The 20,308-nt window shown below is 49.4% G+C and carries 18 protein-coding genes; 6 read left to right on the forward strand and 12 right to left on the reverse strand.

Features of this window, described 5'->3' with window-relative positions; genetic code table 11:
- Positions 1–348 carry a nuclear transport factor 2 family protein gene (locus C5O19_RS15430; protein WP_104714180.1) on the reverse strand — a complete coding sequence of 116 codons (348 nt, stop codon included), beginning with the start codon at positions 346–348 and terminating at the stop codon, positions 1–3.
- A 219-nt stretch (positions 349–567) separates the two neighbouring features.
- On the opposite strand from C5O19_RS15430, the gene C5O19_RS15435 reads away from it, so the two are divergent.
- Entirely contained in the window at positions 568–2,064 is a 1,497-nt protein-coding gene (locus tag C5O19_RS15435) for a S41 family peptidase (RefSeq protein ID WP_104714183.1), read from the forward strand.
- A 24-nt stretch (positions 2,065–2,088) separates the two neighbouring features.
- Here C5O19_RS15435 and C5O19_RS15440 read toward each other — a convergent pair whose 3' ends face one another.
- The 3 genes from C5O19_RS15440 to C5O19_RS15450 all read right to left on the reverse strand — a co-directional run bounded on the left by C5O19_RS15440 (position 2,089) and on the right by C5O19_RS15450 (position 4,869).
- A complete protein-coding gene (locus C5O19_RS15440; protein WP_104714185.1) occupies positions 2,089–2,919 on the reverse strand; it encodes an NAD-dependent epimerase/dehydratase family protein in 831 nt (276 codons plus the stop codon).
- 72 nt (positions 2,920–2,991) lie between these two features.
- Positions 2,992–3,846, reverse strand: a complete 855-nt coding sequence (locus C5O19_RS15445) for an AraC family transcriptional regulator (RefSeq protein ID WP_104714188.1) — start codon at positions 3,844–3,846, stop codon at positions 2,992–2,994.
- 174 nt (positions 3,847–4,020) lie between these two features.
- Positions 4,021–4,869 (reverse strand): AraC family transcriptional regulator, encoded by an 849-nt coding sequence (locus C5O19_RS15450; protein ID WP_104714190.1) that lies wholly within the window; start codon positions 4,867–4,869, stop codon positions 4,021–4,023.
- A gap of 230 nt (positions 4,870–5,099) precedes the next feature.
- On the opposite strand from C5O19_RS15450, the gene C5O19_RS15455 reads away from it, so the two are divergent.
- The gene (locus C5O19_RS15455; RefSeq protein ID WP_104714192.1) at positions 5,100–7,640 is read left to right on the forward strand and encodes a sigma 54-interacting transcriptional regulator; all 2,541 of its coding nucleotides are present in this window, start codon (positions 5,100–5,102) and stop codon (positions 7,638–7,640) included.
- Here C5O19_RS15455 and C5O19_RS15460 read toward each other — a convergent pair.
- The 5 genes from C5O19_RS15460 to C5O19_RS15480 form a co-directional block, all read right to left on the reverse strand.
- A complete protein-coding gene (locus C5O19_RS15460; RefSeq protein ID WP_104714194.1) occupies positions 7,637–9,973 on the reverse strand; it encodes a tetratricopeptide repeat-containing sensor histidine kinase in 2,337 nt (778 codons plus the stop codon). The genes C5O19_RS15455 and C5O19_RS15460 overlap by 4 nt on opposite strands.
- Before the next feature lie 373 nt (positions 9,974–10,346).
- Positions 10,347–11,348, reverse strand: a complete 1,002-nt coding sequence (locus C5O19_RS15465) for a type I glyceraldehyde-3-phosphate dehydrogenase (RefSeq protein ID WP_104714196.1) — start codon at positions 11,346–11,348, stop codon at positions 10,347–10,349.
- Between the two features lie 74 nt (positions 11,349–11,422).
- Positions 11,423–12,364 (reverse strand): ring-cleaving dioxygenase, encoded by a 942-nt coding sequence (locus tag C5O19_RS15470; protein WP_104714198.1) that lies wholly within the window; start codon positions 12,362–12,364, stop codon positions 11,423–11,425.
- 100 nt (positions 12,365–12,464) lie between these two features.
- Positions 12,465–13,244, reverse strand: a complete 780-nt coding sequence (locus C5O19_RS15475) for an alpha/beta fold hydrolase (protein WP_104714200.1) — start codon at positions 13,242–13,244, stop codon at positions 12,465–12,467.
- A 23-nt stretch (positions 13,245–13,267) separates the two neighbouring features.
- Positions 13,268–14,266, reverse strand: a complete 999-nt coding sequence (locus C5O19_RS15480) for an alpha/beta hydrolase (RefSeq protein WP_104714202.1) — start codon at positions 14,264–14,266, stop codon at positions 13,268–13,270.
- A 294-nt stretch (positions 14,267–14,560) separates the two neighbouring features.
- On the opposite strand from C5O19_RS15480, the gene C5O19_RS15485 reads away from it, so the two are divergent.
- Entirely contained in the window at positions 14,561–14,992 is a 432-nt protein-coding gene (locus C5O19_RS15485; RefSeq protein WP_104714204.1) for a GNAT family N-acetyltransferase, read from the forward strand.
- Positions 14,993–15,163: 171 nt separating this feature from the next.
- On the opposite strand, the gene gldJ is transcribed toward C5O19_RS15485, so the two are convergent.
- The gene (gene gldJ, locus C5O19_RS15490; RefSeq protein WP_104714206.1) at positions 15,164–16,399 is read right to left on the reverse strand and encodes a gliding motility lipoprotein GldJ; all 1,236 of its coding nucleotides are present in this window, start codon (positions 16,397–16,399) and stop codon (positions 15,164–15,166) included.
- A gap of 335 nt (positions 16,400–16,734) precedes the next feature.
- Here gldJ and C5O19_RS26295 point away from each other — a divergent pair, with 335 nt between their 5' ends.
- Both C5O19_RS26295 and C5O19_RS15495 read left to right on the forward strand, forming a co-directional pair.
- Positions 16,735–16,959, forward strand: coding sequence for a hypothetical protein (locus C5O19_RS26295; protein WP_243406413.1), 225 nt, complete (start codon positions 16,735–16,737; stop codon positions 16,957–16,959).
- Complete coding sequence (locus C5O19_RS15495) at positions 16,938–17,753, forward strand: glycoside hydrolase family 53 protein (protein WP_243406427.1); 816 nt, start codon at positions 16,938–16,940, stop codon at positions 17,751–17,753. The genes C5O19_RS26295 and C5O19_RS15495 overlap by 22 nt, the downstream gene beginning before the upstream one ends.
- Before the next feature lie 112 nt (positions 17,754–17,865).
- On the opposite strand, the gene C5O19_RS15500 is transcribed toward C5O19_RS15495, so the two are convergent.
- Together C5O19_RS15500 and C5O19_RS15505 are read right to left on the reverse strand one after the other, a co-directional pair.
- Positions 17,866–18,441 (reverse strand): outer membrane beta-barrel protein, encoded by a 576-nt coding sequence (locus C5O19_RS15500; protein ID WP_108724064.1) that lies wholly within the window; start codon positions 18,439–18,441, stop codon positions 17,866–17,868.
- Between the two features lie 337 nt (positions 18,442–18,778).
- Positions 18,779–19,579, reverse strand: a complete 801-nt coding sequence (locus C5O19_RS15505; RefSeq protein ID WP_104714600.1) for an SDR family oxidoreductase — start codon at positions 19,577–19,579, stop codon at positions 18,779–18,781.
- A gap of 306 nt (positions 19,580–19,885) precedes the next feature.
- Between C5O19_RS15505 and C5O19_RS15510 the strand changes: the two genes are divergently transcribed.
- The gene (locus C5O19_RS15510) at positions 19,886–20,293 is read left to right on the forward strand and encodes a hypothetical protein (RefSeq protein WP_133163376.1); all 408 of its coding nucleotides are present in this window, start codon (positions 19,886–19,888) and stop codon (positions 20,291–20,293) included.
- The last annotated feature ends 15 nt before the right edge of the window (positions 20,294–20,308 follow it).

Genomic DNA, 20,308 nt, shown 5'->3' on the forward strand with positions numbered 1-20,308 from the left:
CTATTCGTGTTCAATAACCATCGTTTGGATTTTATCCGCTTCAAAACGGTAAACATGATACAGTTTCGTATCGTTTACGACCTGACCGTTTAAATCCTTGATCACCTGATGTACGTGAACGGCGAGTTGACCGTCGGGTCGGGTTTCCACCGCAAGCGGTTCCACATGGGGGTCGATTTCTTGCCATTGTCGAAGCCAATACGCTCGTACTTCGTCGTGACCAGACACGTAACCGCCTTCCCAGCCATTGGGCCAGGCCACATCGCGGTGCATATGAGCTAGTACGCGGTCAATCTGACGGGCGTTGAAATCCTGATACAACTGACGGAGTAGGGATGAATAATCCATAATGGAGAAAGGGTTTTGACCAACTGTTTCGTAAGTCAAAACTAGACTCGGCACCTCGATTCTGAGTGTCGGTATTGATTGAGATTGTAGCGGATTTTCTTGAGAATTGCCGTTCTTATCCACTATTCTTTCTAGCTCATCAGTACCGTTTGAAAGCATACATTAGGTAAACAAAATTTTACAAACCTTCATTTAAGAAGCATACATTTCTTATTTTGTATGCTTCACCAGTATAATCAACTGAAAATGATCGTTAAACACCCGTTTTTCTGTCTGATTTTTCTGCTTGGTAGTTTAGTCTCCGACCCAACGGTTTTCGCCCAAACGACCCCAAAGGCAGATTGCGATTGTCTGGAAGCGTTTACTTTCATTTCGAATTACGTAGAGAAAAATCAGGCTTCTTTCCGGCATGTCGTAACCGCTGATCAACGACCCGCGTATGAAACGTTCAAACGGGGCATTCGCCGGCAAATACAGAAAGAGGGGAAACGCCGCTGTAGTTTGTTTTTACATCAGTACATGGCTTATTTCAAGGATCATCACTCGCAGGTGCATGCGGCAAGTACCCTCGATGTCAGTGATCCCGATCAACTCAAAGCATTCCTGGCCTCAGCCGCCTTTCGCAACACCGAAACCGTAGCTGTGGATTCGGCAAAGGCGTACAACTATGTCAAACATTCAAACGATCCGGTGGAAGGTATTTATGACCTGTATGGCTCATATCAGGTGCTAATTCAGAAAAACAAGAACGCCTATCGGGATTATTATGGCGTCTTGTTGCAAACCAAAAGTCCGACCTGGAAGCCCGGCCAGGTAAAGCTTGAACTCAAAAGAATGGCCGCAGACACCTACCAGTATCAGGGGTATCTGCAGGACCATTCTTTATCTCTGGAATTGTTAACCATTGATCAGCCCGTCACCCGGATTGGCGAGTGGACGAAACTCTATCCCGTCGCTACGACTGCTTCTAAACATACCCAGGATTCCATTCCTACGGCCCTCACTACGTTTAAGCTACTGGATGACAGTACGGCTTACTTAAGCATCAGTACCTTTAGTCGGGAGTATCTTTCCACGCTGGATTCTACTTTTCAGGCCTTGACGCCCGCTCTGCAACGAACGCCGTATCTGCTCATCGACGTCCGCGACAATGGCGGGGGTAGTTCGCTGGCTTATCAACGTTTGCTTCCCTTGCTGTATACCCACCCATCCACCGATGATTCGTTTACGGAATATTTGGCTACATCGGGCATCATCAAACAGTACGAAAACTTGCTAAAAAACAGTCCCAATCCAGCCCTGACCAGCTACCGAAAGGACCTGATTCAGCAAATGAAACAAGTGCCGGAAGGAACGTTTATACGCCTGCGTCAGGATCAGCCGAAAGCGGATAGCACCTCTAAAATCCGCCTGGAAAAGCCCAGAAAAGTGCTGATTCTGTATAACCGTAACTGCGGCAGCTCTTGCGAAACGTTCGTGTTAGCGGGTATGCGGAGTAAAAAAGTAGTTACCGTCGGAGAAAACTCCGGGGGATACATTGGCTACGGCAATATCATGACGATACCGGTTCCTAATTCAGCCTACGTACTGGAAAGCTCCACGACCCGAAATCCGGCTCTGGTTCAGTACGAGTATACGGGCATCCCTCCCATGCGTAAGGTCCCTGCCCAAACGAGCTGGATTGAGTTTGCCCGGCAAGAATTGGGTACGCCCTGATCACTTTCAAAGTTCAGACCTGTCTTACAGTAACTTTTCCTGCACGGCCTGATAAACCGTTCTGACGACGGGCTGAAAACCCAAACTACGGGCCAGTGAAGCATCCGCATGCAGGTACCAGGGATTGGGAAGCGGCTCCGCTGAATCCTCCAGGGTTTCGCCTACTAACTGCACCAGTTCGTAAATCGAAACGGGACCCTCATCGGCAATATTGACTATGCGGCCATCGAAAGCCCCGGCCAGGCCCAGGTGCATGGCCGTAGCGATGTCGCGGTGGTGAATGGTACTCATTCGCATGGCGGGATGCCATTGCGTAGCTTTCAAATGCTGAGGGAGCGTTTCCAGATGACCATCGCCATCGCCATACACGAACGGAAATCGCAGAATCAACCAGTTCAGACCGCTTTCCTGTACTTCTTTTTCGGCGGCCACTTTGCTCGCGGGGTACGGATGCTCCGAATGAACAGGATCGTCCTCGCGACCGGGATGCGAACTGCCGGCATCGTAGACGTGCGTGGTACTGGCAAAAATAAATCGGGCGTTGGGAGCGTGGATTTTAGCGGCAGCAATCAGGTTTCGCGTACCTTCGAGGTTACTTTTCCAGATCAAATCCAGGTCTGGTGTACGGAAGACGGCGGCCAAGTGGATGATGGCCTCCACCCCCTGTACGGCCTGAATAAGCGAGGCCTCGTCAAACAAATCGCCCTCCATAATCGACACGCCGGTCGGTACGTCTTTGCCCGCACGTACCAGTGCCCGACAATCCCAACCCGCTTCCATGAGACGGGGGAGCAGGCGTGCTCCCACCAGACCGGTTACACCCGTTAACAGTATTTTTCCGAATGGCTTGTTCATCTACGTATGATTTAAATACGGAACAAAATTCGGGCGTGTACGCTTAGCGGAGCCGGACGAAAGCCGATGGGTTCAGGACAAATCCTGAAAAAACGCGGCAACCGTTTTCCCCGTTTCCTTTTTGAATACCCGGGAGAAGTAATCCGGGTCATTAAAGCCCAGTTCAAAGGCCAGTTCCTTTACGGACGAGCGTTCACCGTAGTACAGCCGACGTCTGGCTTCCAGAATAAGACGGTTGGTAATGAATTCCTTGGGCGATCGACCGGAATAGTGTTTGACAATCTGGCACAGGCTGTCGGTACTCACGGCCAGTTCCTCGGCAATCGCTTTGATACTCGGATGATCGATCAGGTTGTTTTCAACAAATACTTTAAAGCCAATGAATTTTGCGAGTCGGTCATCCGTCGGTTTCTTGTCCGCTGCAAAATAGGCGGTGTTCAACTCCGTAAGCAGGCTATTCAGATGGGCCAGAATCAATTCAGGTTCCGTATCCGGGCTGCGTAATAGCGTCTGGAGCATTTCGAAAATGGATTGTACCCGACCAGCAGCAGCGGGTGAAAATCGGATTTTCTGCTGGTTCAGTGGATTCAGCAAGAACGGATAAGGCTTCGGTAGTTGGGCCAGGCAGGCTTCATCAAAGCCCAGTTTATAATAATCCTTCGCGTGAATATGAATGGGAAGCTGCTGAATCTGGTGGGGTAAGCAGAACAGTACCTCGTGCTTTCCAACGTCGATCGTATCCAGATCCACGCCGTACTGGCTTGACCCCTCTAGTACAAAAATAAAAAAGTAGTAGGGTAAGCGATGCGTAAGACCGTATTGATCCGCGACCTCCGGCGATAGATGACCAAAATCCGGCGAAACGATTCGGATCGGTAGCTGATCGTTTTGGCTGAAGCCCTCCGGTAATGAATGGATCGTAGACATGGCTGCTGTTTACAAAAAGTGATACGGTTAAAAATACACGCTTCCCTGCGGAAAGACAAACCTGGGAGAGAAGTACTATTGGATGCGAATAGTCTGTCCAACCAGAAACGACGGTAGACCACTCCAAAGTTCAACTGCTACAGAAACGTTCTTCACGAATAAAAACGCGTGCGGTCAAGATACTGCTAAACTCCGGCGATAGTCCGTGGGGGTGTACTGGTAATGTCGTTTGAAAAGTTTGTTTAAATGACAAACATCGGAGAAACCGAATTCATCTGCGATTTGAGAAATGGTCAGGGTACTCAGACTTAACCGAGTGGCTACCCGATTGAGTTTGTACTGAATGATGTATTGCTGAATGGACTCGCCCACCTGTTGCTTAAATAGGGCCGCTAGGTGACTGGCGGAATAGTTGAATACCTCCGCCATGTTTTCCATTCGCAACAACTGAGGTTCCGTAATGTGCTGACCGATGTACGTCAGTACGCGTTGGATAAACGCCGAAGGGCTTACCGACCGGGCAGATTCGCTAACCGAATGTTGAGCAAGATACCGATCTAATAAACTCAAAATGGTTTTCATCAGCGATTCAACGACCGAATTCGCCAGTACGCCGTGCAGCTGCTGTTCCGCCAGAATAATTTCTACTAAGGCCAGCAGACTTCGTTGCTCACTAGAATTACTGATGAGTGTACCCGATAACGGTACGCTATAGTCGACGACGTATGGCCACCCCTGACCCGCTGTCGGCATCAGACTGGCTACGTAAGGAATGGAGAACAACAGACTATAAAAGCAGGTCTTTTGAGAAATCTTGAAACTGTATCTATCCGAGGGTCCCAGAAAAAACACATCCCCAACCTGGTACCTAGACTGATTTCCATTCACCTGATAGGAGCCACTACCGGCCTGAATCAGCACAATTTCGTATGAGTATGAGGGATCTCTATTAACCGACATAGGCCAATGGTTGGCTTCAAATTGCTGGGCAAGAAGAGACTCGTTAGAAAGGAAGCGTTTCATAGTTTTGGATTTTTAAAGATAGAGCATCAGCTAGTGATACGCTCGCCAACACAATGCCAAGGGTCATGAATAGACCTTCCAAAACACTATTGCCTGACAGTCAAACCTTTAAGACCTACACGCTGCTAAAACTCACCTCCAATAGAATAGAGCCTCCAATATATTGGAGCTTCGTTTGTGAGTAAATCGCCTCTTGTATCTTTACTCCGCATTAAATTCACAAAACGGCTATGGCTTACTACGGTGAACTGAACCGACTCCCTTCCCTACTAGTGGTGGAGGACGAGTTTCTGATTGCCCACGATCTTCGACGGATACTAACTAACGCGGGGTATGATGTGTTAGGTTTGGCGGCCTCCGTACAGGAAGCCAAGGAACGCATGGCCCAGCAAACACCGGATATTGTTTTACTGGACATTTTACTCATTGGGCCAGAAACGGGTATTGATCTGGCAGAATGGCTGAAAGAACAGGCCATACCGTTCGTTTTCCTGTCGGCTAATCTTAGCAACGAGCTGCTCGAAGCGGCCAAACGTACCCAGCCCTTCGGCTTTCTGACCAAGCCGTTTCGCGAAAAAGACGTACTGACCACGCTGGAACTAGCCCGCTATCGTCACGCTCACAGCGAAGAAGCCAAGCTCCGGCAGCAACAGGCCATTCAGATTGCCGTCAACAACGCTATTGTTACCATTCAGGATCGGGATCAGCTGTGTCTGGCCATTGCTCAGCAGATTAATCAACTCGTCCCCTTTTCCTTTCTTAACCTGCGGATTGGCTTACCAGATGAGTCCTCTTTTTACTGGCTGATGCTGGAAAAAACGTCAGAACATACGTTTGTACGGATCAACCCAACCGCTCTGTTACCCAGCCAAACGGATGGGCAAATGCTGGACAAACTGGATCGGGAAGCTCCGGATCGACTGGGTGAACAAAGGGGAATCTTTGTCGGTGAAGACTTTCAGCAACTCTGTGAGCATTACATCACCGCCCGCTCCTGCCGGGATCATTTTCAGGTACAATCGCTGATGCTCTTTCCCATTCAGCTCAAGCGTAATTCCAGAACTACGATTATTGTATCTAGTACGTCCTTGGAGGGTTTTACGCCGAAAGAGTACCAGGCCGTTAGTCTGATTACGCCTCAGATTGCCCTGGCTCTGGATAATTTACTGGCTTACGAAGAATTAGAGGCTCGCCGCCAGCTGAAAGCCATCGAACTAACGATTGTCAATGCCTTTCGAAATGGTAGTGATGTCCGGTCCGTTTTGGCCCAGGTGGCGGGTAGTATCAACGAACGAATGCCCGTAGATATGGTTACCCTGTACCGGGTTGGTCCAGCTCCGGAAACGGTTTCCGTGACGAGTATAGCTCAGAAAGAAGTCGGTGTTTTTGTGACCGTAACCGAGCAGGAACTGATGCAACGGCACGGCCTGCAGCCCGCCGACTGGCAACAGTCTTTGTCCGATATGCCCTACTGGCTTATGAAACCCACCCTTTGCGTCGGCAGCCAGTTTACGGATGGCCCATCCGGTAATGCCGTGAGTGATCTCTACCAGAAACTGGGTTTGCCTTCGGTCATGTACGTGCCCATCTTCATCAAAGATCAGGCCATGGCCTCGTTGGTACTGGCCAGTCGGGCCCCCTATGCCTTCACCTACAAAGATCTCAGCACCTTACAGGATATTAGCGTTCAGATGGGAATGGCCCTGGAAAACCTGTTGGCCTTTGAACGCATCAAAACCCTGAGTGAGCAGCTCGAACTCGAAAAAACCTACCTCACCGAAGAGATCAAGACCAGCCATAATTTCGAAGAGATTATTGGCTCCAGTGCTGCCTTACAAGCCGTGTTCACCAACATTAGCCAGGTAGCCCGAACCGACGCAACGGTACTGATTTTGGGTGAAACCGGAACGGGTAAAGAGCTGGTAGCCCGAGCCATCCACAACCGATCTACGCGACAAGGCCGAACGGTTGTCAAAGTCAATTGTGCCGCCTTACCGGCCCAACTCATCGAATCGGAGTTGTTCGGGCACGAGCGGGGAAGCTTTACCGGGGCCACTGAAAAGCGGATTGGCAAGTTTGAATTAGCGAATGGCGGTACCCTATTTCTCGATGAAATCGGGGAGCTTCCACTCGAATTACAGGCCAAATTACTACGGGCCATTCAGGAACGAGAAATTGAGCGGTTGGGGGGTAAAGGTCCGATCAAGATCGACACCCGAATCATTGCCGCTACGAATCGGAACCTGCAGCAGGAAGTAGCCCAAGGGCGATTTCGTTCCGATTTATACTACCGTCTGGCTGTATTTCCCATTGTCGTCCCCCCGCTCCGTGAGCGACCTGAGGATATTCGCCCCTTATCCATGCATTTTCTCCGGCGTCTCAGTAAGAAATTAGGCAAACCGCTGACGAGCATCGCCAATACTTCCCTGCAACAACTGCTTACCTACGACTGGCCGGGGAATATCCGTGAACTGGAACACGTCCTGGAACGAGCCGCCATCTTATCTCCTACCGCTACGCTGGAGCTGGCGGAACCTTTACGAACGAGTCCGTTATCTGGCGTACTGGTTTTTTCCAGCCCTTCGGCAGAGCAGGTACAGCCCATTGAAAAAACCATGCGGACGGCTATTCTGGCGGCTTTGGCTAAATCAGGCAATCGCATTCGGGGTAACGGTGGTGCGGCGGAACTACTGAATTTGAAACCTACCACGCTCGAAGCCCGGATGAAGAAATTAAACATCAGCGGGTATACTAAACCGACCAACAGCTAAACCGGCCTATCCAGTACAACCTGCCTTTCTTTGGCTCGTTCCGCTTTGGGTGTACCGCCAAATTCTAAACAAATCTCCACCCCAGTCGCTTGATTGATCACTAGATCGGCTCCAATTTGTCGACTCAGGCCCCGAATCATGGTGAGTCCAAGCGTGGGTAAATCTTCAAGGTTTAGTTCCTGGGGGAAGCCTACGCCATCATCGTAAATCCTCACGCGGTACTGATGCGGTTGTAACAACTGTAGTTGTATCCCAATTAATCCCGGACGATTGTGGGGAAAGGCGTATTTAAGTGAGTTGGTTACGGCTTCGTTAATGATCAGCCCAATGGGAATGGCCTGGGCAACATCCATCTGAATTCCCGACACATCCAGTTTGGTTCGGATACGCTCCGTTTGCGGGAAGGATTCCATCAGGTAATCAACGATTTCATGGATAAACTCGGCCATGTTTACCAAAGCCAGATGTTCCGACTGATATAGTTTCTGGTGGATCAATGCCATGGCATGTACCCGGTTCTGGCTATCCTTGATGGCCGTGCGGGCGTTAGAATCCTGTAGAAAATTCAACTGAGTATTGAGCATACTGGAAATAATCTGCAGGTTGTTTTTTACCCGGTGATGGATTTCTTTCAGCATCCATTCTTTTTCTTCCAGCAGATTTTCCTTCTCCAGTAGAATTTGCTCCAGCGAATCATTTTTACGATTGATTTCGAGCTGCTTCGTTTGTAAAAGCTGATTACTCCGCTGCTTGAGCCGGTACTGCTGGTAACTAACGCCTAATAATCCGGCCAGGAGAACGGCCCCGACGATAATGCCGTTGCGAGTTGTTCGTTCGTGGCTAAGCTCAATTTGCTGGAGTCGGCTTTGTTCCCGAAGTAAGGCGATGTCCTGCTCTTTTTTTCGGGTATCGTATTTGATTTGCAAACTGGCGATCTGCTTACTTTTCTTTTCATTAAACAGCGAATCACTCAATGCTTTGTGTAGCCGAAAATGTTGAATGGCTGAGACGTAATTACCCCGGGCCGAGTCCACTTTGAATAAGAGCAGGTGAATATCTTTGATGGTGGAACGGGCGTTTTTTTGCGGAGAAAAACTCAGTGCTTTGCGAAGATGAAATTCGGCTTTTGCGAAGTCTTTTTGCTTCAAATAAAAGGTCCCAATGTCCTGCTCGGCCTTTTGAGAAGCCTCAAAATCCAGCTTATTCTTTTCGTACCAAGCGAGGGCTTCTTTGTAATAGTGTTCGGCTACGGGGTACTGATGCAAGGCATCGTAACAATAGGCTAAATTTTGAGCCACGCAGGCTTTTTGAATAAATGTATTGGTGGGGATTTCCTGAATCAGTTTATTCAGAAACTGAAGAGCTTCCTTCGGTTTATGCTGAGCAATCAGATCCTTGGCAATGAATCCGGCGGTGTTAAACATGGCAAAGTTGGCTAACTTTTCCTGTCGCCACTTCACCAGTGATTTTTTGTACCATTCCAAGGCTTTCGGATGGTTGCCCGTCTCCTCATAAATACGCCCTAAGTCACTGTAATAGGCGGCGGCAGAAGCCGTATCTCCCGTTTGATGCATGTTTTCAATGCTAAGAAGAGCATAGCGTAAGCCTTTTTCATAATCGCCCTTCAGGATACCTACACTGGATAAGGAATTATAGGTGTAATGGAGCTTTGGGTATTTAATGGCTTTGTAGCGATTTAATGCCTGGTTCAAACCCGCCTCCGCACTGTCCAGATCTCCCTGATAGAGATAGGTATCGGCCATTTCTTTCAGGGCACTGATTTCCTTTTCAGGACTAGGTAAAGACCGATATATGGCGGCCGCCTGACGGAAATTAGCAAAGACCGGTTGGTAATCCTCACTACTATTCCGTAACCAAACGGCCCACCTGAAGCGGGTATTGGCCTCCCCCAGCCGATCGCCGGTTCGCTGACAATCATGGATTAATCGCATCAACCGAGCCTGACCACCCTGCGTATTTCTTTCTTCCAAATCTGCCACTACCAGCATACTTTCCGCATCATGGTACCAGCTTAACAAGTGCAGGGAGTCGCTTAATTTTTTAGCCCGATTCAGATACGTTCGTCCACTATCTAAATCAATTTTGGCCTCCCCCGGCTTATAGATATGAAACTTGCCAAGTTCCATCAACACATGCACCCGGTTTTCGTCCGCTTTACTGTGGCGTAACTGAAGCAACAACTGATTGACCATGGGTCGGTTGATGTTCTGTCCAATCGCCGATAAGCTGAACAAAATCAGACCCAAGACAAGAACTGAACGCGTAGGTTTTCCCGTACTGATTCGTTGAATGGTTTGCCAATCGTTATACATTCGATGAAGCGGCAGTAGCACTGCTCGTTAGAAGTGGCCACAAACAAAAATAGCTCACAATAAATATACGAGCTTCCACGCAAGTTAGGTTAGGGATTAGCCAGGGCTTATGGTTCCTATCTAGAAGCTTTGGGGTCCCTTCCGGGTCTCTTATACGTGATTTGGGAAGATAACGAACCAGACCTAGCGACAAGCCTTGAACTTACCATAGTAGACACCTACTTACTAACTGAACCGCTTGCTGTACAACCTTAATATTTGCACCTATAATCCGACCCATCGCGAATCTGGGAAGGCCCTGCAAAGAAGGATTAACCTCTTTTTTGCAGGGCCTTCCCAGCTACTAATGATCAAGCCCTTTCAAGGATCTTTTTTAAATTCGTTCCCGTAGAAAAGCCGCGACCTCGGCCAAACGATTGGAAAAGCCCCACTCGTTATCGTACCAGGCGGCTACGGACAATAATTTGCCTTCTTTGGCCGTCAGGGGTAAATCGACGATGGACGAATGTGGGTCGGCGACGATACGAGAAGAAGCCCACTGATCTTCCAGGACGTCCATTACGCCTTGCAAAGGCCCATCGGTGGCCGCTTTACGGAATGCATCATTGACTTCCGCTACTGTACAATCCTTTTCAGTAATGAGATTCAGTTCGGCAATACTCCCCGTGCGGGTGGGAACGCGGTACGCCTTACCCGTGATCTGCAGGTCTTTCCAGATAAACTGAAGAGCCCGGGCAGCCCCCGACGACGAGGGTATAATATTCTCCGCTGCCGCCCAGGAATCGCGGCGATCTTTCATGGGCTGGTCGGTCAGTGATTGGGAGTTGGTATACGAGTGAACCGTTGAGAAGAGTCCGTATTGGATGCCAAAGTTTTCCAGGATCACTTTGACCACGGCGGCCAGAGCATTGGTTGTACAGCTCCCCATGCTAATGATCCGGTGATTTGCCGCATCGAACGTATCCAGATTGATCCCTTTTAGCAGTACTGCATCACAATCGGCCAGCGTTTTGCTGGGAGCACTCACCAGTACGTATTTAGCTCCCCGATCCAGATGAACCTGGGCTCCGGCCCGCGTTGTAGCCCGGCCCGTACAGTCCACCACCAGATCCACGCCCAGAGCTGACCAGTCCGGTACTTCCTTCGCGGAATTGTAGTAGGGAATGTTTCGGTCGCCGATGGTAAGTAGACCTTCACTGCCCGAAACGGGCTCCGGCCATCGACCGTAATTGGTATCAACGGCAAACAAAGCGGCCAGGGTAGGTTCATCGCGAATGTCCGCAATAGCGGTGGGTACAAACCACTGGTGCTGTAGAGCGATTCGTAGGAATTGCCGGCCAATCCGGCCAAATCCATAAAGTCCAATCGTTTTCATAAGAAGGTAAGAATACGGTTGATTGACAAACTATTTACCAAATTCGGAGCGGTAAGTGAAACATCTAAACTCGTTTAGTTCGTATCCAGCGGCGGTAGCCCTTTTTCTATTTTTGCCCGTGAGCCTTCGTATTGTTGAGGCAGTTTCAGCTGACTTCCTAATTCCGTCAATGGCTCGTCAACGGTGAAACCGGGATTATCGGTTGCAATTTCAAACAGGACGCCTCCAGGCTCGCGGAAGTACATCGAGAAAAAATAATCCCGGTTGATTTTGGAGGTGATTTGTAAGCCACTTTCTAGGATTTTCTCCCTAAATTCCATTTGAATCGCTTCGTTAGCGACCCGGAAGGCTACGTGATGATTGGTTCCGGCGGCGTTGCGTCCGAGTATACCTTTCGGTTCTTCCAGCAAATCCACAATCGACGCAGTAGATACGGCATCGGTCTGAAATCGGTATCGATTCCCTTCCTGAGCAAGCTGACGATACCCAAATACGTCGGTCAGGATTTTAGCCGTAGCCTCTATGTTTTGCAGGGTGAGCGTTACACTATGAAAACCTTGCGTTGCCATATCCCGCTTTACTTCTGCCGTTTCCCAGACTGCCGGTTTCTCCGGTTGATTCGTAGCCAACAGGCTAATGGCCAGTCCATCAGGGTCTGAAAACGGAAGTACCGTTTCGCTGAAACGTTCGGTCCGTTCCCCCATGGATACACCCAGCTTCCGAAAGCGCTCGGCCCATTGATCCAGACTATCTCTTGGAACGGAATATCCGATTTCCGTAGCCATGCCAATGCCATTTCGACCCGGTCCAATTCCTTCCCAGGGGAAAAAAGTCAGAATGGTACCGGGCGTACCCTGCTCATCGCCGTAGTAAAAATGATAGGTCGTCGGGTCATCAAAATTGACCGTTTTTTTGACCATGCGTAAGCCCAGCACTTGGGTATAGAAATCATAGTTGCGTTTCGCACTATTAGCAATAGCCGTAATGTGATGCAGACCTAAAATGGAGCTATTCATAAGGTAAGAGGTAAAAAGAGAAGTTCGCAACGCTTCTCTGGCATAAAAAATAAACAGAACGCAGCGGGTGTAGCCATCGACGCCCGCTGCGTTCTAGTCCTTATTTGGTTTTGACTTTGCTGGCCGCTTCAATAATAACCGAAGCAATTTTTTCCGGTTGAGCCAGCATCGCGACGTGACTCGTGGACACTTCTACCGTAGTAGCCTTGAGCTTTTTAGCCAACGTCCGTTCGAGATCAGGGTTGATCATACGGTCATTGGCCGCCACGATGTACCAGGAGGGTTTCGTTTTCCAGGCCGCTTTCGAAATCTTCTCTTTCAGGGCTGCAAACGCCTGCGGTCCTTGCGTGGCCAGAATCAGTTTTCGCTCGGATTCGGGTAGATCCTGAGCAAAGTCTTCGAAAATACCCTTCGGCGACATGCTGACAAAGCCGTACTTATCGGGCCGAATCTCATCATTGCCGGGAGTGGCCGGGGCCGTTTGGACCAGTTCCAGAAAGGACTGTCCTTCATCGGGAGCCGCCGCCGCTACGTAGACGAGTCCAGCAACCTGATCGTGATTGCCTGCTTCGGTGATCACGACACCTCCCCAGGAATGGCCCACCAGTAGTACCGGCCCCTCCTGTAACTCAATGGCCCGTTTAGTTGCCGCCACGTCTTCGCCGAGCGAAGTCAGAGGGTTTTGTACCGCCACCACGTGCAAGCCCTTGGCTTCCAGAAGCGGAATCACCTTTGACCAACTGGAGCCATCGGCCCAGGTGCCGTGCACCAGTACTACATTTTTAACGCCAGTGGTGGCTGATTGAGCCATCGATTCTTCCGTTGCGGCCATAAGTAAAGTGATTAGTACGCCGAATACGACGCGTTTGAGTGTTCCCATGCGTAGAAGAGAAATGGGAGGATTTAACGAAGGTATTTTTTGAGTTCTGCCGCGGCGTGCGTAAAGAGCGACCGCACGGGCGGGAGATCGGCTAAGCCATTGAGTAATCCGAAATCGTGGATCATCCCATTGTACCGGATGGTCGTGACGGTCACGCCTGCTTCATCTAGTTTGCGTCCGTAAGCTTCGCCTTCATCGCGTAGAATATCGTTTTCAGCGATTTGAATCAGGGCCGGTGGAAGTCCTTGGAGCTGCTCAACGGTAGCCTGCAAGGGAGAAGCGTAAATCTGTTTGCGTTCCGCCGGATCGGTGGTGTACTGATCGTACAGCCACTTCATCAGCGGGGTAGTCAGGAAACGATCCTCTCCAAAGAGTTTGTACGAATCAGTTTCAAAATCCGCATCGACAATGGGCCAGAACAGTACCTGACATTTAATATCGGGACCGCCGTTTTCTTTCGCTTTCAGGCAGGTTACGGCAGTCATATTGCCACCCACGCTATTGCCTACTACGGCCAGCTTGGTGGCGTCCACGTTAATTTCATCGCCGTGTTCAGCCACCCATTTAGTAGCGGCGTAGATTTCATTGGTGGCCTGGGGGTACTGAGCTTCCGGACTGGGCGTATAGTTGACGAAGACAGCTACGAATCCAGACGCCACCACTAAATCACGGACTAGTCGTTTGTGTGTGGGAAAATCGCCCAGTACCCAGCCTCCCCCGTGAATATAGATGAACACGGGCAGTTTTTCCGCTATTCCCGCGGGCCGTACGATGTTGAGCTTGATAGTATAGTCATCCGCCGTAATCACCCGTTCCGCTTCGTCGATCCCCGACAAATCCACCGGTACAGACGCCTGGGCGTCGATCAGTACCTGGCGGGCTTCCTGGGGTGACAGGGTTTCCAGCGGCGGCCCTCCGGCCGAATTCAGGATTTTCAAAAAGGCTTTTACCCCCTGCGACAAATGAGGATCCTGTGCATAGGGAACGGGTTTGAGTTCCTCAAGCGTGGTTGCACTGTTCATACGATTCGATGGATTTAGGTGATAAATCAAGTAGGCGGCCCAGCGTAGTACGGGTGTCAGGTACTGCGAATGGATGCGACAAACCTACGGCCTGAATAGTTCTCGAAAACGGTAAGAATCGACGGTAATGCGGTATTTTGACAGGGTTTTCATGGCCAGCAGACCTGAATGCTGGGAAGAGATAGTACGAGTGCCTTATTAGCGTTCGAAAAGGCATTTTCTTTGCGGACTCCTGCTTAGCTTTTCACTACGATGCTAACGCAGAAGCTTTCCCCAAACCCTTCGTCATAGAACATGCGTATCCTTAGAAAAGTAGAGCCCTACGAATTGCCAGAGCTAGTCGATCTCTGGCTGACGACGTCCCTGATCGCCCATCCTTTTATTCCTGGAGCGTACTGGCGAGATAATAAAGCCGCGATGCTTCAGGAGTATCTACCCGCTTCGGAAGTTTACGTCATCGACTGTGGAGGAAGGCTATGCGGTTTCCTGGCTTTGGTTGACGACCACGTGGCGGCCCTTTTTATCTCACCCTTTGAGCAGGGAAAGGGATACGGCACCCAGCTTTTAAATTACGCAAAAACCATTCGTTCCGAACTCACGCTTAACGTTTATCAGAAGAATCAGCAGAGTGTGCAGTACTACCAGAAAAACGGTTTTGAAATACATTCAGAGACTGTAGACACTGCAAGCGGTGAAAAGGAATACTCGATGCGATGGCGGTGTTGAAGGGATTAAAAGTTAACTCGTAAATAAATAGTACTGTTGAACGTTTGAAAACAACCTATTTGTTGAATGAAACAGCTTTGTACGTAATCATTAGAAATTACCAAGCCCTGACCGGCGGATTTATAGTCCGCCGGGTCAGGGCTTATACCGTTTATAGCTGTTAAAAAGACGTTAATGCTTCTTTCCTACCGCAATCATGGAACAGCGGAAACCAATCGTAGCCGTCGAAGAATCCTGGTCCAGAAAACGACGCGTGCCCGGAGCCAGCCAGTACGCGATATCCGCCCAGGACCCTCCTTTGTACACCCGCGAGCGATTCGAAATGAGCGAATTGAAGTCTTCCGTATCGTAGTTTTTCGCCTGGTCCAAATACCCATCACGACGAACAGGGTTGAGATCGCTAAACACTTGGAACGAGGTCGGACGGTACACATCCCATACCCATTCGTTGACGTTGCCCGCCATGTTGTACAGACCAAAATCGTTGGGAGGATACGAGTAGACTTCATCCGTAATGATGGCCCCGTCGTTGCTTCTTCCGGCAATACCCGCGTAATCGCCGCGACCACGTTTGTAATTAGCCAGCATCGTACCTCTGTTCCGGCCTGAGCTTTTTCGAAGCGAAGAACCATCCCAGGGATAAACCCGCTGGTGGGTTTGATTTTCGTCCAGATACTGCGTTCCGATCAGGGCTTTGGCTGCGTACTCCCATTCGGCTTCCGTGGGCAGGCGGTAGTTCGGTAAGACATACCCCGTTTCGATGGCCGCTCGCCCGCCCGAATACTGCTGTGCAGTGGCTTCCGCTAGTGCTTCGGCTCCTTTCTTTCCTTTTTTACCACCACCGGTTGCCTTACGGGCCAGATCGTTGTTGACGGCTCCCGTACGCCAGGCCGAATAGTCCTGAGCCTGCACCCACGATACGCCTACGACAGGATACATCCGAAAACCGGGGTACCGCAAGTATTGCTCTACGTAGGTATCGTTAAAGGCCATTTCGCTGGCCCAGACCGTGGTATCGGGCAAAGCAGCTTCGTAAAACTCCTGCGAAGAATCGCGTTGAATTGCGTAAAGGTATTCCAGGTAGTGAACGTTGGCAATTTCCGTTTCGTCCATAAAAAAGGACTGCACCGTTACGGTCCGATCCACATTATTGTGAACCCCCGCCACATCTTCTTCCAGCGAACCCATCACAAAGCGACCGCCTTCGATGTATACCAGGTTCGGTCCGGTCGGCTGGCCTTTAAAGCTTTTAGGTGTTGAAAAACCTTCTTTTGCGTTGTAAGCGATGCCCGTGGCGGTACTGTTCTTGCCAATATGGACACTATCCGGCCGCTTGTTTTTCTTACAGGATGTGGTGAGTAGCATCAATGCCCCCAGCCCATAAAAAAGCGTTTTTGTTTTCATCATAGCTTATGTATTAGGGTGTATATGGATCTAGATTTGCGGGTGCTTTAGTACCAGACTAGCGTCAACCCGCGGTAGCTAGTTATCGGTAAAGCGTTCGGGCAGTATGCTAAAAAACAATGCAACGAAGCGTACCTTCTAACTGCACTTTTATATAAACTGCGGTAGTATATCGTAAGATGTCGTTCGTACGCATTCGTAAAAATCAGTCAGGCATACGGCTACCTTTTTCTTGGGTAGCAATTCTTTTATATGTAGAAATAACCTCTCCAGACGAGCAGGGATTAAAAAAATTTAATCATCCTTGTTGCGAATTACGCTTCCTTTTCTCGCTACGTATGAAACCTTACCTTAATCCGCTTTTCTTCTTTTACCTGGTGTTTTCGCTGTTGGCTGCGGGTAGTATACAGGCCCAATCTTTTGCGAAAGGGGCTGATGTGGGCTGGCTTCAGCAGATGGAAGCCACGGGTTATGTTTTTTACAATGAGCAGGGAATCCGCGGGATTGTCTTGCGATTCTCCGGGATCACAGCATCAACTCCATTCGTTTACGCGTGTTCGTGAATCCCAATGATGATAAAATAAATGGTCATTGCCGGAAGGAAGAAGTGGTAGCGATGTCAAAACGAGCCCTGGGAATGGGCTTTCGGATTATGATTGATTTTCACTACAGCGATTCCTGGGCGGATCCGGGCAAACAGGTGAAACCCGCCGCCTGGGCTCATCATTCCGTCGAGCAGTTAAACCAGGATGTCTACGACCACACCCTGGAGATGATGCAGGCCTTGCGACAAGCGGGGGTGCGTCCGGAATGGGTACAGATTGGTAACGAAATTCGTGGGGGCATGCTGCGGCCCGAAGGCAGTACGGATCATTATCCGCAATTGGCCCGTTTCATTACTAGTGGCTACCAGGCGGTGAAAAAGGTGAGTCCTTCTTCTAAAGTGATCGTTCACCTGGATCGGAGGAATGATAAAGCCTACTTTAAGGATTTTTTTGATGGCATCAACGCCCACGGAGCCCAATACGATGTCATTGGTCTCTCCTATTACCCCTACTGGCTAAAACAGGATTATACCGAATCGATTCAGGATCTGCAGAAAAACCTAACGGATCTGGTAACCCAGTACGGCAAGGAGGTGATCATTACCGAAGTGGGCGGTGAAAATACGGCCGTTGACAACACATACACTATGCTGGTTGCCGTACTGGATACGGTTCGAGCTGTACCGAATGGAAAAGGATTAGGCGTTTTTTACTGGGTACCGCAGGGAGCAAAAAGCTGGAGTCACTACGCGTTGAGTGCCTGGGGAGCTGATGGCAAACCCACAAAAGCCCTGAAAGCTTTCCTGAACTAAGAAAGGCTAGAAATAGCGGTACCCATCGCATGGCATTTCTTGCGTTTTACGTCAAAAAGACTGATGCGATGGGTACATCTTCCTTATGAGCTGTTGCCCTTAGCTGTTTTCTTTAAAGCAATCCAAACTTAAGACCAATGTTAACGGTCCAGAATGCGTTTGGGTTTACCCAGACAACCGTAGAACCAGGGCTAATTACCTCCTGATCACTGCCCATAATCCGGTGATAGCTACCTTCGGCAAACACCCCAATCCCGATCAGCGATACGACGATTCCCAGTTTCGGGGCCACGCCAAACCGATCACTGCCATGGGTGAGTTCACGCTCATTCTGGCTGGTAATCCGGCTTTTGATTTGGTACTTACCCGCCTCTACACCCAGGTACGGGCGAATGACTCCCCGGGTAAACGAGTACTCGATTAAACCCGTTAACGGAACCACTGTATTTCTTTGCTGGAATGATGACTGGGTAGAGCTAAGGCTGGGCATCGTCAGGTATTTGGCCGCAGCACCAATGGCTACTTTGCCTAATTGTACTTTCGCGGCAGCTCCGACGCCGTAGCTGAACTTTTCATCCTGCCATGAGGACTTCGTACCCACCCCGTGCACATACAGCCCGAACTGACTGTAGGCGGACGTGGATAAGAGGCAGAAAAGGGCGAATAATCCGTATGTATATCTTCTCATTTCAAACCACTCAGGCGTGTATCAAACCGTTTGTTGTGCTTCATAAGCGATCAAACCTGCTGGAAAACCGATGCATTCTGCAATACGTAAGATTGTGCTCATGATTCGTTCAAGCTGGTAAGTATCTGGCGTTTAACTTGTAATACGCTCCTTGTTCGTCTTCTACTGAACCAAAGTATTCATTTAACAACACAAGATACAACGCTTCAAACCGAATGGTTTTTCTGTGAAACAAAATAGCAAGCGTATACAAGTGAGAGGGAATCTTTAGCCCATTTTTATACGATGATCCTACTAATAACGCTACGCTAAAACGTAAACCCTTCGGCATACGAACCTAAAGTTTGTAATGATTTCGTATCATCCGTTCGTAGGTCGATTCGGGCAGGATTCGTTTCAGCAGGACCGAGAGTTTTTCAAGCGGTTTCCCAACCCGGTAGATTCGCTTTACGCTTGGACTTTCAATGATGGAACCTACCAAGGGTCCAAACACATCGGCACTGATGCCCTGATCAACACTTTCGTCAATCATCTGGTACGTACGATCAAAATCCTGTTTGTAAATATTGTCATCCGCCAGTTTTGCCTTGACCCGATTCTTGTTGATATCGGTCTTCACGCCGCCGGGTTGGATGGAGCAAACCTGCACGCCATACGTAGTCAGCTCCAGCCGTAACGTTTCGGTCAGGCGATCCAGAGCCGATTTTGAGGCACTGTAGCCCCCTCGAAAAGGCAGTCCCGCTTCGGCGGCAATGGATGAGATGTTGATGATATACCCTTTTTGCTGCTTTCGCATGGTAGGCAAAACGGCCTGAATGGTACGTAAACTTCCCATCAGGTTTGTATCCATCACGCGTTGAAATTCATCGATGGGCAAGTACTCCAGGGGAGCGGCAATGCCCAGTCCGGCATTATTGATGAGCACATCCAGACGACCCGATTCCTTCAAAATCCGCTCCAGGGCGTTTTGGATACTCATCGAATCACAAACGTCCATATTCAGTGTTTTGAATGGCTTGGTCTGACTTTCAATGGATCGGGACGTTCCATAGACCTGATACCCTTTACAAGCCAAATACGTTGCGATTTGCTCCCCTAACCCCGAAGAAGCCCCTGTAATTAATATAACCTTAGACATTTGAAACGGAGGAAAATTCGTAAACGGACGATCCAAAAGGTATGAATCATGGATTAAATGTATAACAGTCCTTTCCGGTTTGTATTCGAAGACGGGTTATTTTCCTCAACCATCCGTTTTGAAGACCCGTATAACGGCAGCGGCTAGGCGGCAGATCCATGCCCGATTACCCATATTCAAAGTTTCATTCCCTAAGTATTTCGTACACGTTTAGGCTAAACCGTGAGGTGGGTTTCAGGGAAAATTTTCAAAAGTCGGACCCTTTTTTTTGGAAATAACCCGAACGCGGGCCTTACCTTTGCCGCCATGCCTCCTTTCATCAAATCCATTAGCGTTGTCTTTCTGACCGGCCTTTTGCTGGTGAGGACGTTGGTGGTGCCGATGGTTTTTCTGGATTTCAGCCTGCGTCAGGAGTACATCAAAACGTACCTGTGCGAGAATCGATCTCGTCCGGAATTGCACTGCGATGGTACCTGTTATCTGGCTAAAAAACTAAAAGCTACGCAGGAATCCGAGGAAAAACAGGCCAGCCAACGCTTTTTATCCCAACTGCTTGAAATGCCTGCTGAGCTTTCCGAACTCGCCATTTCATTCAAACCCTCCGCTTACGTTCTCTGGCAGGCCGTATCCGCTCCGGCGTACGCGTGTTTCTTTCCTTCCAGTCTACCCACGGGCATCTTTCGTCCTCCCAAGCTTCTTTCTTTCTTTGCGTAAGGGCATTTTTTTAGT

The organism is Siphonobacter curvatus (assembly GCF_002943425.1).
GTDB classification, from domain to species: domain Bacteria; phylum Bacteroidota; class Bacteroidia; order Cytophagales; family Spirosomataceae; genus Siphonobacter; species Siphonobacter curvatus.

Excerpts from the sequence above, each read along its gene's own strand:
- C5O19_RS15430 (WP_104714180.1), bottom strand. The coding sequence starts at position 348 with ATGGATTATTCATCCCTACTCCGTCAGTTGTATCAGGATTTCAACGCC.
- C5O19_RS15435 (WP_104714183.1), top strand. The coding sequence starts at position 568 with ATGCTTCACCAGTATAATCAACTGAAAATGATCGTTAAACACCCGTTT.
- C5O19_RS15440 (WP_104714185.1), bottom strand. The coding sequence starts at position 2,919 with ATGAACAAGCCATTCGGAAAAATACTGTTAACGGGTGTAACCGGTCTG.
- C5O19_RS15445 (WP_104714188.1), bottom strand. The coding sequence starts at position 3,846 with ATGTCTACGATCCATTCATTACCGGAGGGCTTCAGCCAAAACGATCAG.
- C5O19_RS15450 (WP_104714190.1), bottom strand. The coding sequence starts at position 4,869 with ATGAAACGCTTCCTTTCTAACGAGTCTCTTCTTGCCCAGCAATTTGAA.
- C5O19_RS15455 (WP_104714192.1), top strand. The coding sequence starts at position 5,100 with ATGGCTTACTACGGTGAACTGAACCGACTCCCTTCCCTACTAGTGGTG.
- C5O19_RS15460 (WP_104714194.1), bottom strand. The coding sequence starts at position 9,973 with ATGTATAACGATTGGCAAACCATTCAACGAATCAGTACGGGAAAACCT.
- C5O19_RS15465 (WP_104714196.1), bottom strand. The coding sequence starts at position 11,348 with ATGAAAACGATTGGACTTTATGGATTTGGCCGGATTGGCCGGCAATTC.
- C5O19_RS15470 (WP_104714198.1), bottom strand. The coding sequence starts at position 12,364 with ATGAATAGCTCCATTTTAGGTCTGCATCACATTACGGCTATTGCTAAT.
- C5O19_RS15475 (WP_104714200.1), bottom strand. The coding sequence starts at position 13,244 with ATGGGAACACTCAAACGCGTCGTATTCGGCGTACTAATCACTTTACTT.
- C5O19_RS15480 (WP_104714202.1), bottom strand. The coding sequence starts at position 14,266 with ATGAACAGTGCAACCACGCTTGAGGAACTCAAACCCGTTCCCTATGCA.
- C5O19_RS15485 (WP_104714204.1), top strand. The coding sequence starts at position 14,561 with ATGCGTATCCTTAGAAAAGTAGAGCCCTACGAATTGCCAGAGCTAGTC.
- gldJ (WP_104714206.1), bottom strand. The coding sequence starts at position 16,399 with ATGATGAAAACAAAAACGCTTTTTTATGGGCTGGGGGCATTGATGCTA.
- C5O19_RS26295 (WP_243406413.1), top strand. The coding sequence starts at position 16,735 with ATGAAACCTTACCTTAATCCGCTTTTCTTCTTTTACCTGGTGTTTTCG.
- C5O19_RS15500 (WP_108724064.1), bottom strand. The coding sequence starts at position 18,441 with ATGAGAAGATATACATACGGATTATTCGCCCTTTTCTGCCTCTTATCC.
- C5O19_RS15505 (WP_104714600.1), bottom strand. The coding sequence starts at position 19,579 with ATGTCTAAGGTTATATTAATTACAGGGGCTTCTTCGGGGTTAGGGGAG.
- C5O19_RS15510 (WP_133163376.1), top strand. The coding sequence starts at position 19,886 with ATGCCTCCTTTCATCAAATCCATTAGCGTTGTCTTTCTGACCGGCCTT.